Genomic DNA, 17,521 nt, shown 5'->3' with positions numbered 1-17,521 from the left:
CTGCTTTTTCGATTTTAAACGATAAGATGATGATTCAGTTAAAAGAAGAAGCTGCCAATTGCGCAATACGTTGATTTACGTTGTCTTTATACAACCCGCCGTGATAGCAGATAACAGCCTCAATGTCGTATTTGATGAACTTCTTAATTGATTGCATCGCTAACTCATAGTTAACGGAGTACTCCGGAATAGGGCCGAGAAGTTGACCATCTGAAACGACCAAGGCATCAGCCGCAATCAATGTTTTACTCTGTTTGTGGTACAGACTAACATGTCCCGGAGTATGACCTGGGGTATGTATGACGATAATTCCACCACTATAGGTAAGTTCGTGTCCATCTTCAAGAATGCCATTGACCGGTCCTTTGGGCGGATTCTCCAAAGCTGATCGAAAAGCTTTTCGCCATTCAGGAGAAATGTCCGCAGGTAAACTAGCGACCGCTTTTTCGATCGATTCTGGTGTGATTTTGATCAACATTTTCTCACCTTGAATATAAGGTTTCTCGATTTCACTGGCCAAGATATCAAGTTTATGCGGAGATTTGCTTATGAAATCAGGTAAACTTCCGATATGATCTATGTCTTGATGTGTAATAATAATTGTTTTCAAATGACGGAATGGAATGTTATGTTCCTCCATGGCATTCTGTATAAGCGGTAATATACCGGGATATCCGGTGTCCACGAGAGTGGCGCCCCCTTCATCGATTAAAAGGGTTGGGTGTATGACATCGATACGCCCCATTACAGGAACTGACAGTTCAAGCATGTAAATACCGTTCGCAATCTGCATTCGAATCCCTCCAAAGAGAAATGATAATGGAATAACAGTGCTATCATACCCAGGAGGTTGGTGAGTTGTCAAACAAATATTTTATTATAACACAAATTCATATTAATGTCAACATATTTCTATTTGTGAACTAAACGTATTTAGTTTTGTCCAAATTTTGATCAACGTGTGAATAAAGTATGAACAAATTTTGGATTTGTGATATACTATGTTTATAAAGCACTTACATTGGAGTTTGGAGTGATAATGATGGCAAATAGAGCCGTTTTGATCAGTAGTAATGAGCGCAGTGAGCGCGATGTAATGCCATTAGTCAAGATGATGACAATAGCGGCATGGACGTTGCTAGGCATAGGATTACTATTAAGCTTGATGAATATGGATCATTTTAGTGACCGTAATGCTTCTTTAATGGTTGGTATTGGCTTCATGGTAGGTAGTGTGCACATCTATGTCATTCGGACGGCTATTCACTTGGTGCATTCTCGTGCAGCTTCAAAGTCGGAATGATTACAACGTATTATGAGTAATAAAAAAAGCCTTTCAAGTTACAACTTGAAGGGCTTTTTCGTTTTCATGCATTTTCATACATTTTTATAATAGTCAACAAACGTTCTGTGACATTTGTTTTACAGTAAAACGTCGATCCTTTGACGTATTTGTTAAGTTGTATTTGCGACAGTGTACTTTTATCAGCGAGATGATATCTTGATAGTAGATCAGATTTGTTGATAGGGAGGTTAAGTAGGATGAAGAAGAGAACACTCGTACAAGCTTTGCTGCCCTTTATGATGGTCGCCATCATTATTTTATTGGCAGGCTGCAGTAATCAAGCTATGGTACTGAATCCCAAAGGACCTGTGGGTGCTGAACAGAAAGATTTGATTGTGATTTCTACTATTTTATGTACGGTAATCCTCGTACCTGTTCTTGCGCTAACTGCATGGATCGTATGGCGGTATCGGGATAAAGAAGGCAATAAAGCATCTTATAAGCCAAATTGGGCGCACAGTACTACTTTAGAAATCGTTTGGTGGTCAATTCCCATCATTATTATTGTGGCACTGGCAGTCATAACTATTCGTTATACGCACTCACTAGAGCCTTCTAAGCCGTTGAAATCCAATAAACCACCCGTCACCATTCAAGTGACATCACTGGATTGGAAATGGTTGTTTACGTATCCGGAGCAGGGCATAGCAACGGTCAACTACTTGCAAATTCCAGAGGATACGCCGATTAAGTTTGAACTGACCTCAGATGCTCCGATGAACTCGTTCTGGGTCCCGCAGTTGGGTGGGCAGATATATACGATGTCAGGTATGAAGATGACACTGTATTTGCAAGCCGATGAGATCGGGCATTACTTCGGAACGGGAGCGAATTTCAGCGGTGCGCATTTTGCGGATATGACATTCGATGTGAATGCGACATCTCAGAGCGATTTCGATGCTTTCGTAGCCAAAACGAAAAAGGTTCCAACAAAACTTACGATGGAAAGCTATGAAACATTAGCAAAGCCTGGTAAGTCAGATGTGCAATACTTCTCATCGGTACCAGATGGACTTTTCGATAAGATTGTAACGAAATATACGAATGGTCAATCCATTCACAGTGGTCATGGAGGTACAGAATCCGTGAAAGAGACGAGTAAGCCTCAAGCTACGGACAAAAATGCCCCTATGAATCATAATGATCACAGTCAAATGAAAATGACAAAATGATCGATCAAAGCTTTTGAGAAAGGGAGATCTGCTCATGTTGGATAAAATAAAGCAATTCGCATCAGAGTTTTTCGTAACGGGCGATCCACTCATCCTGGGTGCTCAGGTTAGTATCGGACTCTCGATGATCGCAATGATTTTCGTGCTGTCTTATTTCAGGAAGTGGGGCTGGCTCTGGCGTGAATGGTTAACAAGTGTTGACCACAAACGAATCGGGATCATGTATATCATTTGTTCGATCATGATGCTGTTTCGCGGCGGTGTGGATGCGCTTCTAATGCGTGTACAGCTAGCAATGCCAAACAGCGAATTTCTGCAACCAGAGCACTATAATCAAATTTTCACAACGCATGGCGTGATTATGATTTTATTCATGGCTATGCCTCTAATGTTTGGTTTATTTAATATTGTAGTCCCTCTGCAAATTGGAGCTCGAGACGTCGCTTATCCGTTCTTGAACTCACTTAGCTTCTGGATGTTCTTCTGGGGAGCGATGCTTTTCAACGTATCGTTCGTCATTGGCGGATCACCGGATGCAGGATGGCTTAGCTATCCGCCGCTTTCGGAAGTGTCCCACAGTCCGGGTGTTGGACAGAACTTCTATATCTGGGGGATTCAAATATCCGGTATCGGTAGTTTGGCAACAGGGATTAACTTTATCGTAACTATTTTGAAAATGCGTGCACCTGGCATGAAGTTGATGAAAATGCCGATGTTTACATGGTCCGTATTTTCAAGCTGTATTATGATTATCTTTGCTTTCCCGATCCTAACAGTTACGTTAGCCTTATTATTCCTTGACCGTTTCCTTGGCGCCCATTTCTTCACGTTGGACGGCGGCGGGAATCCGATGATGTACATTAATTTGATTTGGATGTGGGGTCACCCCGAGGTCTATATTGTTGTCGTTCCAGCTTTCGGGATTTTCTCAGAAGTTGTTTCGACCTTCTCCAAAAAGAAATTATTTGGTTACAAATCGATGGTTTTTGCTATGCTGATCATTAGTTTATTGTCCTTCTTCACTTGGGCGCATCACTTCTTTACGATGGGCTCCGGCGCGAATGTTAACGCCTTTTTCGCCATTAGTACGATGTTGATTGCGATACCGACCGGAGCTAAAGTATTTAACTGGTTATTCACTATGTTCCGCGGTAAAATTCGTTTTACGACACCAATGATGTGGACGATTGCCTTCATTCCTTGTTTCGTTGTTGGGGGCATGACAGGGGTATTGTTATCTGTTGCGCCTGCTGATTTTCAATTCCATAATAGCTACTTCCTGATTGCGCATTTCCATCAAGTTTTAATTGGTGGTGTAGCTTTTGGTTACTTCGCTGGACTTTACTACTGGTGGCCGAAAATGTTCGGCTTCAAACTTAATGAACACTTAGGTAAATGGGCATTCTGGCTGTGGAACATTGGATTCTATGTTTGTTTCATGCCGCAATATTTCTTAGGCTTAGATGGTATGACTCGTCGTACGTACACGTACGATTTCGATATGGGCTGGGGACCGTTAAATCTTGTGTCAACAGTTGGTGGTTTCCTTATGGGTATCGGGTTCATTTTCCAAGTATGGCAAATTGCCCACTCGATTAAATTCAGAGAACCGGATGTTTCCGGGGATCCGTGGGATGGCAGAACACTAGAGTGGTCGATTCCTTCGCCAGCTCCAATATATAACTTTGCCGTATTGCCAGAAGTAAACGAGGCAGATGCATGGTGGGAAATAAAGCAGAAGCAAAGCTTATCTGCCAAGCAACCAGCCAAGATCGTATATGATGCGATTCACATGCCTAAGAATTCTTCCATACCATTCATAATGTCCGCTTTGTGGTTTTTCGCAGGATTTGGTTTTGTATTTGATTGGATGTGGCTGACGATTCCTGCCTTAATTGGTGTCGCGATTAGTATGATTGCACGTTCGTTCAGCTATGATACGGATTATTATATTCCTGCTGATGAAGTGAAACGTACGGAAGCCGCATTGAAAGGGGCGAAAGTATAATGGCACATGCAGCTGCGCAAGGTGGGCATCACGCCCACGATCATGAACATGATCACGAGTCGCTCAAAACGTTCGGATTCTGGATATTTCTAATCACGGACTGTATCTTATTTGGATCTTTATTTGCAACGTACATGGTTCTTCATCAAAATACGAACGGGGGACCTACCCCGGAAGAATTGTTCAAGATGCCAGGTATCATTGCAGAAACCTTTATCTTGCTAACTAGCAGCTTCACAAGCGGTTTAGCCGTGCTTGGTATGCATAAAGGGAACATGAAGCAGTTAATCGGTTGGCTCGCCGTAACCGTGCTTCTGGGAGCGTCATTCGTTGGACTCGAGCTTAATGAATTCATTAACATGGTTAATCATGAGGGTGCAACTATTAGTACGAGCGCTTTTTTATCAGCCTTCTTTGCATTAGTTGGTACACACGGTTTGCACGTATCGGTTGGCTTGATCTGGATGGTCGGGTTGATGCTGCAATTGAAACGCCGCGGCATCACAGCAGTAACCAAACGGAAAGTAGCTGTCATTTCCCTGTACTGGCATTTCCTTGATGTTGTTTGGATCTTCGTATTTACAGTCGTTTATTTGATGGGGGTGATGTAAGATGAGTCAACCGCATACAGGTTCACATGAAAACCATGACGCTCATGGTTCATTGAAATCTTATATCATTGGCTTTGCTCTCTCAATCATTCTGACCATCATTCCACTCGTTGCCGTCATGAACCATATGTTGAGCAAAACAGGCACAATCGTTTTGATTCTCATCATGGCCGTACTGCAATTCGGTGTTCAATTGTTCTTCTTCATGCATGTGAAAGAGGGCGAGAACGCTCGCTGGAATATCATGGCGCTGATCTTTGGTCTTGTTATTTTATTGACGATTGTGGCCGGTTCGATTTGGATTATGACTTATAATCAAGTGGCTCATTAAGTTTTGATAAAAGGAAAGACGTTTTCACCATGTTTGGCGTGGTGAGAACGTCTTTTTTATTGTGTTGGAATGCAGCAGTTCCTCGGACAAGTCAAAAAATTAGGAGAAGGCATCTGAAACGATGAAATTCATCGCTAAAGAACATGGAGTAGCTAGAATTGACTCCATAACGATGAAAAACATCCTTTCAGGCACCGAGCCAGCCTAAGTCCTCTGAAGATAGCAACTGAGACGATGAATTTCATCACTAAAGTATTCAGAGTATCACTAGCATGTCGGATTGTTACGTTCCTTAGCTTCTCGTTTCTCTTGTTGTACGGCTTTTTCTCCGAATTGATCTAAGCGAGAAGGGCTGCCTGCAGGTCCAGTGTTCTTGGGCTTACTATTTCTTCCACTCATGATTTATCACCTCCGTCGATACAGCTTTTGCTAAATGATTATCGTTCATTCAATAAGACAAAAGGTAATAAATAGTTGTCTTTTTATCTTACGCATGATACATTATGTATCAGAGATACTAATTGTATCATTCAACTAGAGTGGACAAGCAATTCTATTGAACGGAGAGGAGCCGAATGATTCGCAGAAGCCAACGATTTCGTAACCATCTCGACGATAATCTGATTCATCTGCATAAGAACTTGTTCATAAGCCCTTCTGATCCACAATATTACGAAAAAGTGATCCGATATATTGACGCTAATTCTCCGGAAGCTCATTATAAGATCGGACAAAAATTTCAGTTAAAAGGAAATTTGAAAAGAGCGATTTTCCATTACAAAGAAGTTCTTCGAACGTATCCATCGCCATTTTATTCGGCTGCTAATCGAGCCATTCGTGAATTGGATCAACAACAAGCGGAACATGCAGCTAGTATGCAAAAGGCATTCCCAGAGGCGGAAAAACGGCTGTTACCTCCATTTATGAAAACAATGCTTATCGTTCTCTTTGTACTTAATTTGATGTTAGTCTTCTTGTTTGTTGGAGATGCCCCGATCTATAAAGCGATTTCGAAAATGAAAGTCTGGGGTGTTGGAAGCGATGTTACATATGAGACAGTAGATGTCCCATTTATCATGTATCTTGATCCTGACACCAAAAATGAAGATATTGAAACAGCACTGCATAAGCAGGCTTTGGAATTAGCCAAGGAGATGCCGAATTCCAGTATTCTTATTTATGGCATCGTTTCACAAGATAACGTGAACCAAGGGAAAACAATGCTTCTCACGAATGATGAGTTGACGAAAAGCGCCATTGTTATCGCTCAATATCATCCCGCGACGGATCGTACAGTGAGAATTCGCTTTCTGAATTCCGAATTTGAAAAGCACCAACCGCTTAGTGCGATTGGTGCTAATTTAGTTCGTACAGCTTTGGAATCGTACCGCAAAGATTATGGAAATGCTCCCGTTCATCTGAATGCTCTCCTGCAAGATTATCCGAATAATTATTTGAGCTTCATACCGTTAGAAGCGTTCACAAGTTCCAATGACATATCCACGGTGTTTAACGGGCGAGGCGGGTGGGTCTACAATTTCGGCGCGGCTGATGTCGAGCAGATGTTTTATGCGAATGAAGCAGTCGTTGGTCGAGTACCCTATGAACCTGTGCATATAGAAATCAACAAGGCAGAACATCAATTGAAACTGGTTAGCGGCAGCTATTTACTGTGGGTTAAAGATATTGGTCTTGGAGCCAACGGGAGCACACCCCAAGGAGATTTTCGGGTGATGGATCGTGTACAGAAGCCCAAAGGTAAACATGCACAAGTATATGGGGAGGCCGGCTTGGGACTTGGAGCGATTGCACTTCATGGAACATTCGATGAGAGCTCAATCGGCACGGATCAATCATTGGGCTGTATTCGACTGACGAATCCGGATGTGCAGCAATTATTCCAGTTTGTTCCTAAGGGCACAGAGGTTCAAATAAATTCTTCCAAATGGGCTGCGATCCATAATGAGCAAGTGAAGGACACGTTATTGCTTATTCCCAATAAGCTGCCATCCCTTGATCAATCGCCGAAACAGGTATTTCATTGGCTTGGTTAATCACGTTTTGTTAATGGCATTACTTATTATTTCCTGCGATCTTATGAAAAAAGCAGCCTAGGCTTACCGAGGATTAGTCGGAAGCAGCGGCTGCTTTTTAAATTAACTACATTAAGTTCTCAGGGTTCAGTTTTTCCAATTCAGGGATGACGAAGCGTCCGTCTTTGCGAATGAGAACATCATCAAAGTAGATTTCGCCGCCACCATATTCGGGACGCTGGATCAGCACCATATCCCAGTGAACGGAGGAGCGGTTCGTATTATCCGCTGTTTCATATGCTTGTCCTGGAGTAAAGTGAATGCTGCCATCAATCTTCTCATCGAATAAAATATCTTTCATTGGATGTTGGATGTAAGGGTTTACGCCAATTGCGAATTCGCCGATATATCGAGCACCATCATCGGTATCCAGGATATCATTCAATTTCTTGCTGTCATTGCTTGTAGCTTCAACAATACGGCCATTTTCGAACCGTAATACAATATTTTCAAAAGAAGTGCCGGAATATATCGTAGGTGTGTTATAGCTGATTACTCCATTGACGGAGTCTTTCACAGGCGCTGTGTATACTTCACCATCAGGTATGTTTCTCAAACCAGAGCAAGGAACGGCGCCAATATTTTTGATCGAGAAGCTAATATCAGTCCCTTTGGCAACAAGGCGAACGCGGTCTGTACGGTTCATCAGGTCGACAAGTGATTCCATAGCGGCAGCCATTTTGCTGTAATCGAGATTACAAACATTGAAATAGAAATCTTCGAAAGCCTCGGTGCTTTTGCCGGCAAGCTGAGCCATAGAAGGATTCGGATAACGCATTACACACCATTTGGTATTGTTAATACGTTCGTCGAAGAGAGGACGTTGGAAGTATTTTAGGTAGAGCCTCATTTGGTCATCGGGTACATCGGACGATTCGGTAATATTATCACCGCTACGGACGGCTACGTAAGCATCCATCTGCTTCATCCGCGCAAGCTCAAATTCGGACCATTGGGTAAATAGCTCTTGTGTGCCTGTCATCTGTAAACTTCTCATGATGGCTGGATCGCGCAGCTCGATGAATGGTTTACCGCCTACGGCATAAACTTCTTCAATGAAGCATTTGGCGAGTTCGGGGTCTTTGACTCCAATCATTTCAATCAATATGTTCTCACCAGGCTGAAGGCTAACTGAATAACGGATTATATTTCGGGCAAAAGTTTGAAGTCTTGGATCTCTCATTCTATAGGTCTCCCTTGATTGAATATATGTACTAACAAATTATATCGCAACAAGCGTTCTTAAGCCAATAATGACTAATGATTTCGTGGAACTTAATGGGGTATGCTACAATATATCAAGGAATGACAGACAACAGAAATTACAACTAGAGGAGGACGCAATGGCAAGAGATCAGATTAAAGTACCATTCGGGTACGAACCTCCAGCGGAGACTCATAAAGGAACCGTTTTATTATTTGAAACATTTGAGGACTGGACGGAGACAGAGCTGCAAGCTTTTACCAAATGGGCGGAGGAAAGAAAGTTCGTTCGGGCTATCATTTATCCCCAGCATGAGGAAACGCTACGGAGAATGGACATACCTAGTCAGCAGCCCTATTATGCCCGTGTGAAGCATTTGGAAAGCCTACTGGAACATGTGGATACCACCCTTCAATTGGACGTGGATAAGTGGGAAGGGAAGCGTAAGAAGTACACACCGATAGATACATCTTTGAAATTTTTGACGGATAAAACGCCCGGACCCCATTTCGTATGCATGAGTGATCGCTATGCGAATCTATTCGTGACATATCCTTCCTTCAAGGAATGGATCAAAAAAGTAAGACTCGTCATCATCAACCAATTCCATGTCCCACTCCATGGTAAGCTGAATGAATACGCGGAGAGATGGGAAGCTGTGGATTTTGGAAATGGCTCTTAAACAACGGATCTCAACTAACAAATTAATCATATTAATTATGGTCGTTATCGTGGCAGGGATGAGTCAAGGCATGCTCCTGCCGCTGCTAACGATCCTTTTGGATCGTTCGGGTGTCTCAACGGAAGCCAATGGCCTGAATGCTGCTGCGCTTTATATTGGTATTTTCTCCACGATGTTCTTCATAGAAAGACCTGTGCGAAGATACGGATATAAGCCAGTCATCATGGTTGGGATGGGACTGGTCATCTTGGCAACTTGTTTGTTTCCGTTATGGCAGCAGATTGGTTTCTGGTTTGTACTTCGTTTGCTTGTAGGGATCGGGGATAGCGCCTTGCATTATGCAACCCAGTTATGGATCGTTACATCAAGCCCTAAAGAGCGTAGAGGACGTAATATCTCTTTATACGGCATGGCTTATGGCGTTGGTTTTAGCTTAGGACCTATAGGAATTACCTTGCTCAAAGCAGGTAGTTGGGTTCCCTTTTTGACGACCAGCTGCTTTTTCTTAATCGTTCTAACGCTTGTGCTGCAGTTGTCCAATGAGAAGCCAGAGCAACTAGACAAAGTGGAAGCGGTGCATAAGCGTGCTTCAAAGGTATTAGCAATCGCTTGGTTCCCGCTTATTACCTCCTTACTCTATGGCTATATGGAAGCCTCGATGAACAGCAACTTTCCGATTTATGGACTGCGTGCAGGTCTCACGGAATCTAATATTGGTGTTCTGCTGCCCATCATGGGGGTAGGGGGTCTCATCATGCAGCTGCCGCTAGGGATTTGGAGTGATCGTGTGGGGCGGAGAAGTATCCTTATTGTGAGTGGCCTCATTGGCTCCATCGCATTTCTATGTATTCCGTTTGCTGGCTCGAATCTTTGGTTGATTGGACTCTGTTTCGGCGTTGCTGGGGGCATGGTGGGCTCGTTTTTCTCACTAGGTTTGGCCTACGCGGCAGATATATTGCCCAGACATTTAGTACCCACTGCGAATGTACTTGCTTCTATCCAGTACAGCTTAGGAAGTATAGCCGGCCCTTTAATGGGAGGACTAGCTATACGGTATATTAGCACGGCCAGCATTTTTTACTTAATAGGCCTTATCTATATCTTATTTGCCCTATCTGGGTTTACTTTTCGACGTCAATCTGTATGAAAAAAAGACACTAAACCTAACGAAGGTTTGGTGTCCTTTTTCATTTAGTCAACATTTAGCCTATTTCATAGCTTGCTGCTTGATCCGTCATATACCGCTCTGTCAAAATAGTGAGCATAGAAATTCCGATTTGATTCTCTCCGCCCTCAGGAATAATAATGTCAGCATATTTCTTGGACGGCTCAATAAATGCGTCATGCATTGGCTTAACGGTTGTCAAATATTGATCAAAGACAGATTGGAGCGTTCGTCCACGTTCATTAATATCTCGGGATAGTCGGCGCAGAATACGGACGTCTGGATCGGTATCAACGAACACCTTAATGTTCAAAGCACCGCGCAGCTCTTCATCTGTTAAGACATGAATGCCTTCAAGAAGCACAATCGGTTTTACTTCGATACGAATCGTCTCTTGTGAGCGAGCGTGCTGCGAGAAATCGTACACAGGAATGTCAACGGCATTGCCGTTTTTCAATTCATTTAAATGCTTGAGCAGCAAGGTGTTTTCGAAGGCACGGGGATGATCATAATTAATACGTTCCCGTTCTTCAAAAGTAAGACCACTATGATGAAGATAATAATTATCTTGTGAAATTAATGTCACGTTCGTGGATCCTAGCTTGGTAATGATAGATCGAGCTACTGTAGTTTTTCCTGAACCGGTACCACCGGCAATTCCGATAACGAGCATGAAATGTAGTGCCTCCCCAAATAACTTGAAAACCTTCCTCCGTAGTTTAACATAATGTTCGTATAAAAAGAAAAAGCGATCGAATTTCGATCACCTTTTGCAGAGAATAATAGCCTTATCGAATTTGCTTCGGGGTATGGAACTTCTCTTGATTGGCCTCGATATCTTGTGAAGCTTGCGTCAATTGTTCCATGGTTTGCTGTATTTGCTGCCCATACTCATCGTTATTAAAAGCTTGTAGCTGCTCGTGTGCTTCATGAACTTGCTGCTTAGCCTCTGTAAGCGCTGCTTGTGCAGATTGAATAGACCGAGGGTTGGCCTGTGTAATGGCAACTTGCAGTTGATGCTCAGCGTCTTGAGCTTGGAGTATAGCATGATCTGCTGCGTCAATGGCGTGCTGAAGCGGCTGCTGATGCTGATGGGTTTCTGTCATAGGGGAATGCCTCCTAAGGATAATTGTTATGGGTAAAAAAGAACAGCGACTTTACTACATTGCTCCAAAGTTGGGGAAATCATTCTTCGATTGGGAAATGAAATTATTTCCTGGGGAAGCGCAAAATGTGAGCGTTCTTATGATAATTCGACATGAAAAGTCAGAAAATTTCGAATACAAAATCAATTACATGAAAAGGCTATTGTTTCCAAAATAAAAGTGGACAAACCGCTTGAATATTCATAAGCTAAGGAAGATAGCTTTTTTTTGACATGATTAGACAATTTGGGTCTAAATAGGGGATGAAACGATGAGAACATGGAAAGGTTTTTGTATAATTGCAGCTGTTACACTAAGTATTTCCGGATGTGGATCATCCAAAACAAATACTTCACCGGCAAATTCATTCACACCTACCTTAGAGGCAAGTATTATTGTTAATGGAGATGCTGCAACCCTTCGAATTATAACGGACCTTAAGCTTTCCAAAGAGCATTATGATCAACAGCGCAAGCAAGGGGAAGGGCACGTTCATGTTTCCTTGGACAAAGCAGAAAAAGAAATTATGACGACCACTGAAAAAAATTATGAACATTTAAGCAAAGCTCCTCACGAATTAAAGGTTTCCTTACATAATAACGATCACACACCTTACGATGTAAGCAAGACGATCACGTTTGAAGTGAAGTAGGAGCATCCCATGTCATTTCTTCCAAAGAGATTGAGCTTACAGAAAAGAATTGTTTTCCTCGTGACTACAGTTACGGTCAGTATGCTCTCAACAATGTTGGTTTTCGATACCATAAGTTTAAATCAATCCATTCGAGAAGCCTATGTGAGTCAAATAAGCGGTATGACGATTGCCATTAATGGACGCTATGAAGAATCTCGTTCCGTTACAGATGTACAGCAAATATTTGATTATATTCAATACAAAAATACGCGTGTACTCGAAATGAAGCTTTACGATAAACAAGGCGTAGTTCTTGCGGCTTCCAATCGTTCTGAAGTCGGTAATCATATGCCTCTTGATAGTGTAATCATTCCTAAGCAGGATCATACCATTGTTGACCGTGTGCCTATGGCACAAACGGATAAACCGGTAGTCCGTCTGACGGCGCCTCTACAGGAGGATGGCCTTGTTGTAGGTGCGGTAGAAGTTATTTTTGATTCGTCCGAGGAAGCCGTACTACTTGCAAAGCGAACGAAACTTATTCTGATTGTGGGCATTAGTGTAGCTATTGTTATGTCAACATTGCTTTGGCTTATTTTGAGAAGAATTGTTATTCGACCATTAAGCCGACTTCGTGAAGCCGCGCTTGTTGTAAGGCAAGGAGGAGATCTTCCTAGCCTGCAGTTCAAAGCTTCCCCTGAAATCGACGAAGTGTCTGAAGCTTTTAATGATATGGTCAAAAATTTGGATGAACGCTACCAAGAGCTTCAGCAGGTACTAAAAACATTGCAGGTGACTCAGGACCATCTTGTCCAATCGGAGAAAATGGGAGCCTTGGGTAATCTTGTAGCCGGGGTCTCACATGAAATCAACACACCAATTGGAATTGGTGTAACAGCAATCAGCTATTTAGATCAAAAGACGAAGGAATTTAAGAACCTGTATGAAACAGGTAAAATGAAAAAGTCTGACCTTGAGCAGTTTCTATCCATCACACAAGAGACGAATGCCATGGTGCAGACCAATCTGGAACGCGCTTCTTCCTTGGTGCGCAGTTTTAAACAAATTTCTGTTGATCAAAGCGTTGAAGTCAAGCGCTCGTTTCATTTGAAGGAGTATTTAGAGGGAATCATTTCAAGCTTGAAACCTACGCTCAAGAAAACAAGGCTACGAGTAGATGTTTATTGCGATAATGAGCTGATTCTTTACACTTACCCAGGTGCTTTATCACAAATTATTACGAATTTAGTCATGAATTCTTTGAACCATGCCTATGCGATAGAGGAAGAAGGCAGTTTAACCATACGTGTTGAAGAGCATCAAGACTATATTATCCTTGCCTATACCGATGACGGTAAAGGGATGACGAAAGAAGTGCTAGATCAAATTTTTGATCCTTTCTTCACGACGAGCCGCGGCAAAGGCGGAACAGGGTTAGGGATGAATATTGTCTATAATCTCGTTACACAATCACTGAATGGAACCATCGAAGGTTCTAGTACCTTGGGACAAGGAAGTTTATTTACCATTACAATTCCGAAAGAGGAGGAAGCTGTGCAATGACAGGACAAGATGGGTTAATGGACCAGGATGAGCTTTTTTTTGCTGAGGAAGAAGAGACCGATTCAGCAAAGGAAGTTCCGATCGAACAAGACCCTTGGGTCGTACTCATTGTTGACGATGAGAAACAAATCCATCAAGTGACGAAAATGGTTCTGCAAGACTTTGAATTTGATGGAAAGAAGCTGGAATTCCATAGCGCTTATTCGGCTTTAGAAGCCAAACAGCTGTTAAAACAACAACCGAATGCCTCATTAGTCCTTTTGGATGTTGTCATGGAACAAGATGATGCAGGGCTGCAAATTGTTAAGTACATACGCGAAGAATTGAATAATCAGGCGATACGCATTATTTTGCGGACAGGTCAGCCAGGTCAAGCGCCTGAACGCACGGTCATCATGGATTATGACATTAATGATTATAAAGAAAAAACAGAACTCACAACACAGAAGCTGTTCACCACAGTGGTTACGGCGCTGCGCTCCTATCGCGATATTAAAACAATTGAGAAAAGCAGATCGGGCTTGGAGGAGATTATTAAGTCATCTGCTTCGTTATTCGAGCTGCAATCTATGAAGAAATTTGCTTCCGGCGTTTTAACACAAATGACCTCCATCGTTAACTTACATAAAAATGCGCTTCATTGCAGCTTTGCTGTTACTAAAGGTGTGGAAGATATTTATATCCTAGCAGCAAGCGGGGATTACGCATCCAATCAAGACGAACGAGCACGGGATGTTGTTCCTACAGATGTACTCCAAGAGATTGAACATGCCTTTCATTCCAAAAAAAGCAGCTTCGCATCGGATCGCTTTGTGATTTATTTTCAAAGTAAGATGGGGATGGAAAATGTCATCTATATGAATGGATTCAAAGCACTCAGCGAGTGGGAGCATTATTTAGTTGATATTTACTGTGCGAATGTTTCTGTGGCTTTCGAAAATATTTATTTGAATGAAGAGCTTGAAAGCACACAGCAAGAAATTATTTATACGATGGGTGAAATCACGGAAACGAGATCCAAGGAAACGGGACACCATGTGAAAAGAGTTGCCGAATACTCCCGTTTACTGGCTATTAAATATGGATTATCTGAGCAGGAAGCCGAAGTCATTCGCTTGGCTTCGCCGATGCATGATGTTGGTAAAGTTGGCATACCAGACGCGATTTTGAACAAGCCTGGATCGCTAACAAGTGAAGAATTCGATGTTATGAAAACTCATTCGAATCTGGGGTACGAAATGCTCAAGCATTCGAACAAGCAAGTCTTAAATGCCGCTGCTATCATCGCACAGCAGCATCATGAGCGTTTTGATGGAACAGGGTATCCCCAAGGACTTCGAGGCGACGAGATACACCTCTATGGTCGTATAACCGCATTAGCTGATGTATTTGATGCTTTATGCAGTGATCGTGTTTATAAGAAAGCTTGGGAACTTGATCGTGTAATGGATTTGCTTAAAACGGAACGCGGTCGGCATTTCGATCCTGTGATCGTAGATCTCTTTATTAAGCATTTGGATGAGTTCCTGGTAATCAAAGAGTTCTACAAGGAGCAGCGTTAACATCATCATCCGTAAAATTCGCCAAAAACGTGGATTATCTGGGGTAATTCCTGAATCCATCTAATAAAGTGGCATGAAATCTGCTTCTTTGTCTCTTTTACGGAGATGGAGGAGCATTTCTTTTAATTGACATTTCCTGTATGCTAGAAAGGGGCTAGAGACAGAGAGAAAGAGAAAGAAGGTGTGACCATGGAAGGAATTGGACTCGTACTGGAAGGCGGAGGTATGCGTGGCGTATACACCGCAGGAGTCTTGGAATACTTTATGGAAGAGGATTTATATTTTCCTTATGTGGTTGGTGTATCCGCAGGTGCATGTAACGCAGTTTCGTATATTTCCAAACAACCCGGGCGTAATAAAAAAGTAACGATCGGTTATATTAGAGATCACCGATATTTAAGCTATCGCAATTTATTCCGTCATAAGAGCATATTTGGGATGGATTTTATATTTAAAGAGTTGCCGAATAAGCTGGTACCGTTTGATTACGATACCTTCTATAACTCGTCACAGCAGTTCGCGATCGGTACAACCGATGCGCATACGGGCGAACCTATTTATTACACGAAACATCAGCTTATGCAGCAAACCTTGCCGATTGTTCAAGCATCAAGTTCATTGCCATTTGTAGCCACTCCGATTCATTATGAAGGTCGGACCTTGTTTGACGGCGGCTTAGTAGATCCGATTCCTGTGAAGAAGTCTCTTGCTGATGGGAACAAAAAGCATGTTATCGTGTTGACCAAAGAACAGGGGTATCGCAAGAGTCCCTTTAAGCAGCGGTGGCTAGCTAAAAGTTTCTACCCGGCTTATAACGGCCTTGTAAATGTACTTGTCAATCGAAGTGAAATCTATAATGGAACCTTAGAAACCATTGAACGAATGGAAGCAGATGGAAGTGCGATCATTATACGACCTTCGTCGAAAGTAGTAGTAGGCCGTATGGAAAAGGATCCAAAGAAACTAGAAGCGTTGCACGAGCTTGGCTATCAGGATGCGAAACGAATGGGATCACAGATGAAAGAATGGTTACTTAGTTGACCGTAAGGAGCTGTGTGTATTTGGAAAAATCAAATCAAAAAATTACTACGTTTTTAATGTTTACCGGTCAAGCTGAGGAAGCCATGAATTTCTATACTTCTTTATTTGACCATTCCGAGATATTGACCATAAAACGCTATGGAGCAGGCGAAGCAGGCGCGGAGGGAAGTGTTGTGCACGCCACGTTTTCACTTCATGGACAGGTTTTTATGTGCATAGATAGCTATGTAAAGCACGATTTCACTTTTACACCTGCGATTTCTTTGTACGTTACATGTGACAGTGAAGAGGAAATTGATCGCGTGTATGAGAAGTTAGCGCAAGACGGCAAGGTGTTCATGCCATTAGCGGCCTACCCATTTAGTGAAAAGTTTGGTTGGGTTGGTGATCGTTTCGGCGTCACATGGCAATTGACTCTTGCGAGAAACTAGACATATTAATTAAGGCCACTGTTCCTTTGAAGAGCGCCCCTTAGAATAAACATTGGAAAAACCCCTGGGTTAAACCGATGAAAAATTTAGGGGGGGATTCATAAGGTAAACGGTGGTTTTTTCTTGTTTTTAAAGGTTGGTGAAGGGCTGGACGAACTCTCGATGGATGATGTTGTAGGAAATGCAACAATTGCAGCCTATAAAAGCGCTATTGCGATACGATGTTGCATAAAGTGCAACAGTTTGGACCCCTACAGGTCATTTCTCCAAAGGGGTAAAAAGAAGTGTTGTACAAACTACAACTTACACTTAATAAATAGCGTTTGTGAGTGGAAAATGTTGCAGAAAATACAACAACAGTAACCACGGATGGCTGCCTATATGTACAAAGCCTTTGACCAACGTTACAAACAAATTTGAAGTTATGGCCGTCGGGTCTGCTGAAGAAGTTAATGAGAGTTATCAACAAGCATCAAAAGCGTATAACATAAGCCCAATTTGCTGGATGCAGCAGGAATGTAGTTATCATTTCTG

18 protein-coding genes are annotated in these 17,521 nt (G+C 42.4%); 13 read left to right on the top strand and 5 right to left on the bottom strand.

Going from position 1 to position 17,521, the window contains the following annotated elements; genetic code table 11:
• Positions 1-34 precede the first annotated feature (34 nt).
• A complete protein-coding gene (locus ASG85_RS15735; protein ID WP_060646789.1) occupies positions 35-793 on the bottom strand; it encodes an MBL fold metallo-hydrolase in 759 nt (252 codons plus the stop codon).
• A 246-nt stretch (positions 794-1,039) separates the two neighbouring features.
• Between ASG85_RS15735 and ASG85_RS15730 the strand changes: the two genes are divergently transcribed.
• The 5 genes from ASG85_RS15730 to cyoD all read left to right on the top strand — a co-directional run bounded on the left by ASG85_RS15730 (position 1,040) and on the right by cyoD (position 5,467).
• Positions 1,040-1,303, top strand: a complete 264-nt coding sequence (locus ASG85_RS15730) for a hypothetical protein (RefSeq protein ID WP_235549191.1) — start codon at positions 1,040-1,042, stop codon at positions 1,301-1,303.
• A 239-nt stretch (positions 1,304-1,542) separates the two neighbouring features.
• Positions 1,543-2,517 carry a ubiquinol oxidase subunit II gene (gene cyoA / locus ASG85_RS15725; RefSeq protein ID WP_057302688.1) on the top strand — a complete coding sequence of 325 codons (975 nt, stop codon included), beginning with the start codon at positions 1,543-1,545 and terminating at the stop codon, positions 2,515-2,517.
• A 34-nt stretch (positions 2,518-2,551) separates the two neighbouring features.
• Positions 2,552-4,525 carry a cbb3-type cytochrome c oxidase subunit I gene (locus ASG85_RS15720; RefSeq protein WP_060646787.1) on the top strand — a complete coding sequence of 658 codons (1,974 nt, stop codon included), beginning with the start codon at positions 2,552-2,554 and terminating at the stop codon, positions 4,523-4,525.
• On the top strand, positions 4,525-5,136 hold the full coding sequence (gene cyoC, locus ASG85_RS15715) for a cytochrome o ubiquinol oxidase subunit III (protein WP_057302690.1): 612 nt from the start codon (positions 4,525-4,527) through the stop codon (positions 5,134-5,136). The genes ASG85_RS15720 and cyoC overlap by 1 nt, the downstream gene beginning before the upstream one ends.
• Position 5,137: 1 nt before the next feature.
• Positions 5,138-5,467, top strand: coding sequence for a cytochrome o ubiquinol oxidase subunit IV (cyoD, locus tag ASG85_RS15710; protein ID WP_047677705.1), 330 nt, complete (start codon positions 5,138-5,140; stop codon positions 5,465-5,467).
• Between the two features lie 267 nt (positions 5,468-5,734).
• On the opposite strand, the gene ASG85_RS39590 is transcribed toward cyoD, so the two are convergent.
• Positions 5,735-5,866 (bottom strand): hypothetical protein, encoded by a 132-nt coding sequence (locus ASG85_RS39590; protein ID WP_268795878.1) that lies wholly within the window; start codon positions 5,864-5,866, stop codon positions 5,735-5,737.
• Between the two features lie 176 nt (positions 5,867-6,042).
• On the opposite strand from ASG85_RS39590, the gene ASG85_RS15705 reads away from it, so the two are divergent.
• The gene (locus tag ASG85_RS15705) at positions 6,043-7,521 is read left to right on the top strand and encodes a L,D-transpeptidase family protein (protein ID WP_060646785.1); all 1,479 of its coding nucleotides are present in this window, start codon (positions 6,043-6,045) and stop codon (positions 7,519-7,521) included.
• Between the two features lie 106 nt (positions 7,522-7,627).
• Here the strand turns inward: ASG85_RS15705 and ASG85_RS15700 are convergent, their stop codons facing one another.
• A complete protein-coding gene (locus ASG85_RS15700) occupies positions 7,628-8,743 on the bottom strand; it encodes an aminopeptidase (protein WP_060646784.1) in 1,116 nt (371 codons plus the stop codon).
• Between the two features lie 160 nt (positions 8,744-8,903).
• Here ASG85_RS15700 and ASG85_RS15695 point away from each other — a divergent pair, with 160 nt between their 5' ends.
• Positions 8,904-9,446 carry a hypothetical protein gene (locus ASG85_RS15695; RefSeq protein WP_060646782.1) on the top strand — a complete coding sequence of 181 codons (543 nt, stop codon included), beginning with the start codon at positions 8,904-8,906 and terminating at the stop codon, positions 9,444-9,446.
• Positions 9,436-10,593 carry an MFS transporter gene (locus tag ASG85_RS15690; protein ID WP_060646840.1) on the top strand — a complete coding sequence of 386 codons (1,158 nt, stop codon included), beginning with the start codon at positions 9,436-9,438 and terminating at the stop codon, positions 10,591-10,593. Before ASG85_RS15695 ends, ASG85_RS15690 begins: the two co-directional genes overlap by 11 nt.
• A gap of 55 nt (positions 10,594-10,648) precedes the next feature.
• Here ASG85_RS15690 and udk read toward each other — a convergent pair whose 3' ends face one another.
• Together udk and ASG85_RS15680 are read right to left on the bottom strand one after the other, a co-directional pair.
• Complete coding sequence (gene udk / locus ASG85_RS15685) at positions 10,649-11,284, bottom strand: uridine kinase (RefSeq protein WP_057302694.1); 636 nt, start codon at positions 11,282-11,284, stop codon at positions 10,649-10,651.
• Between the two features lie 115 nt (positions 11,285-11,399).
• The gene (locus ASG85_RS15680; RefSeq protein ID WP_060646781.1) at positions 11,400-11,717 is read right to left on the bottom strand and encodes a hypothetical protein; all 318 of its coding nucleotides are present in this window, start codon (positions 11,715-11,717) and stop codon (positions 11,400-11,402) included.
• Positions 11,718-12,027: 310 nt separating this feature from the next.
• Here ASG85_RS15680 and ASG85_RS15670 point away from each other — a divergent pair, with 310 nt between their 5' ends.
• The 5 genes from ASG85_RS15670 (at position 12,028) to ASG85_RS15650 (ending at position 16,987) form a co-directional block, all read left to right on the top strand.
• Entirely contained in the window at positions 12,028-12,408 is a 381-nt protein-coding gene (locus tag ASG85_RS15670) for a hypothetical protein (RefSeq protein WP_060646780.1), read from the top strand.
• A 9-nt stretch (positions 12,409-12,417) separates the two neighbouring features.
• Positions 12,418-13,953, top strand: a complete 1,536-nt coding sequence (locus ASG85_RS15665; protein ID WP_057302698.1) for a sensor histidine kinase — start codon at positions 12,418-12,420, stop codon at positions 13,951-13,953.
• The gene (locus ASG85_RS15660; protein WP_200961682.1) at positions 13,950-15,515 is read left to right on the top strand and encodes a DUF3369 domain-containing protein; all 1,566 of its coding nucleotides are present in this window, start codon (positions 13,950-13,952) and stop codon (positions 15,513-15,515) included. Before ASG85_RS15665 ends, ASG85_RS15660 begins: the two co-directional genes overlap by 4 nt.
• Before the next feature lie 189 nt (positions 15,516-15,704).
• Complete coding sequence (locus ASG85_RS15655; RefSeq protein WP_060646779.1) at positions 15,705-16,556, top strand: patatin family protein; 852 nt, start codon at positions 15,705-15,707, stop codon at positions 16,554-16,556.
• 20 nt (positions 16,557-16,576) lie between these two features.
• On the top strand, positions 16,577-16,987 hold the full coding sequence (locus ASG85_RS15650) for a VOC family protein (protein WP_082588097.1): 411 nt from the start codon (positions 16,577-16,579) through the stop codon (positions 16,985-16,987).
• Positions 16,988-17,521 lie beyond the last annotated feature (534 nt).

This window comes from Paenibacillus sp. Soil724D2 (assembly GCF_001427935.1).
Lineage (GTDB): Bacteria > Bacillota > Bacilli > Paenibacillales > NBRC-103111 > Paenibacillus_E.
This window is presented reverse-complemented; position numbering and strand designations above follow the sequence as displayed.

Excerpts from the sequence above, each read along its gene's own strand:
- ASG85_RS15735 (WP_060646789.1), bottom strand. The coding sequence starts at position 793 with ATGCAGATTGCGAACGGTATTTACATGCTTGAACTGTCAGTTCCTGTA.
- ASG85_RS15730 (WP_235549191.1), top strand. The coding sequence starts at position 1,040 with ATGATGGCAAATAGAGCCGTTTTGATCAGTAGTAATGAGCGCAGTGAG.
- cyoA (WP_057302688.1), top strand. The coding sequence starts at position 1,543 with ATGAAGAAGAGAACACTCGTACAAGCTTTGCTGCCCTTTATGATGGTC.
- ASG85_RS15720 (WP_060646787.1), top strand. The coding sequence starts at position 2,552 with ATGTTGGATAAAATAAAGCAATTCGCATCAGAGTTTTTCGTAACGGGC.
- cyoC (WP_057302690.1), top strand. The coding sequence starts at position 4,525 with ATGGCACATGCAGCTGCGCAAGGTGGGCATCACGCCCACGATCATGAA.
- cyoD (WP_047677705.1), top strand. The coding sequence starts at position 5,138 with ATGAGTCAACCGCATACAGGTTCACATGAAAACCATGACGCTCATGGT.
- ASG85_RS39590 (WP_268795878.1), bottom strand. The coding sequence starts at position 5,866 with ATGAGTGGAAGAAATAGTAAGCCCAAGAACACTGGACCTGCAGGCAGC.
- ASG85_RS15705 (WP_060646785.1), top strand. The coding sequence starts at position 6,043 with ATGATTCGCAGAAGCCAACGATTTCGTAACCATCTCGACGATAATCTG.
- ASG85_RS15700 (WP_060646784.1), bottom strand. The coding sequence starts at position 8,743 with ATGAGAGATCCAAGACTTCAAACTTTTGCCCGAAATATAATCCGTTAT.
- ASG85_RS15695 (WP_060646782.1), top strand. The coding sequence starts at position 8,904 with ATGGCAAGAGATCAGATTAAAGTACCATTCGGGTACGAACCTCCAGCG.
- ASG85_RS15690 (WP_060646840.1), top strand. The coding sequence starts at position 9,436 with ATGGCTCTTAAACAACGGATCTCAACTAACAAATTAATCATATTAATT.
- udk (WP_057302694.1), bottom strand. The coding sequence starts at position 11,284 with ATGCTCGTTATCGGAATTGCCGGTGGTACCGGTTCAGGAAAAACTACA.
- ASG85_RS15680 (WP_060646781.1), bottom strand. The coding sequence starts at position 11,717 with ATGACAGAAACCCATCAGCATCAGCAGCCGCTTCAGCACGCCATTGAC.
- ASG85_RS15670 (WP_060646780.1), top strand. The coding sequence starts at position 12,028 with ATGAGAACATGGAAAGGTTTTTGTATAATTGCAGCTGTTACACTAAGT.
- ASG85_RS15665 (WP_057302698.1), top strand. The coding sequence starts at position 12,418 with ATGTCATTTCTTCCAAAGAGATTGAGCTTACAGAAAAGAATTGTTTTC.
- ASG85_RS15660 (WP_200961682.1), top strand. The coding sequence starts at position 13,950 with ATGACAGGACAAGATGGGTTAATGGACCAGGATGAGCTTTTTTTTGCT.
- ASG85_RS15655 (WP_060646779.1), top strand. The coding sequence starts at position 15,705 with ATGGAAGGAATTGGACTCGTACTGGAAGGCGGAGGTATGCGTGGCGTA.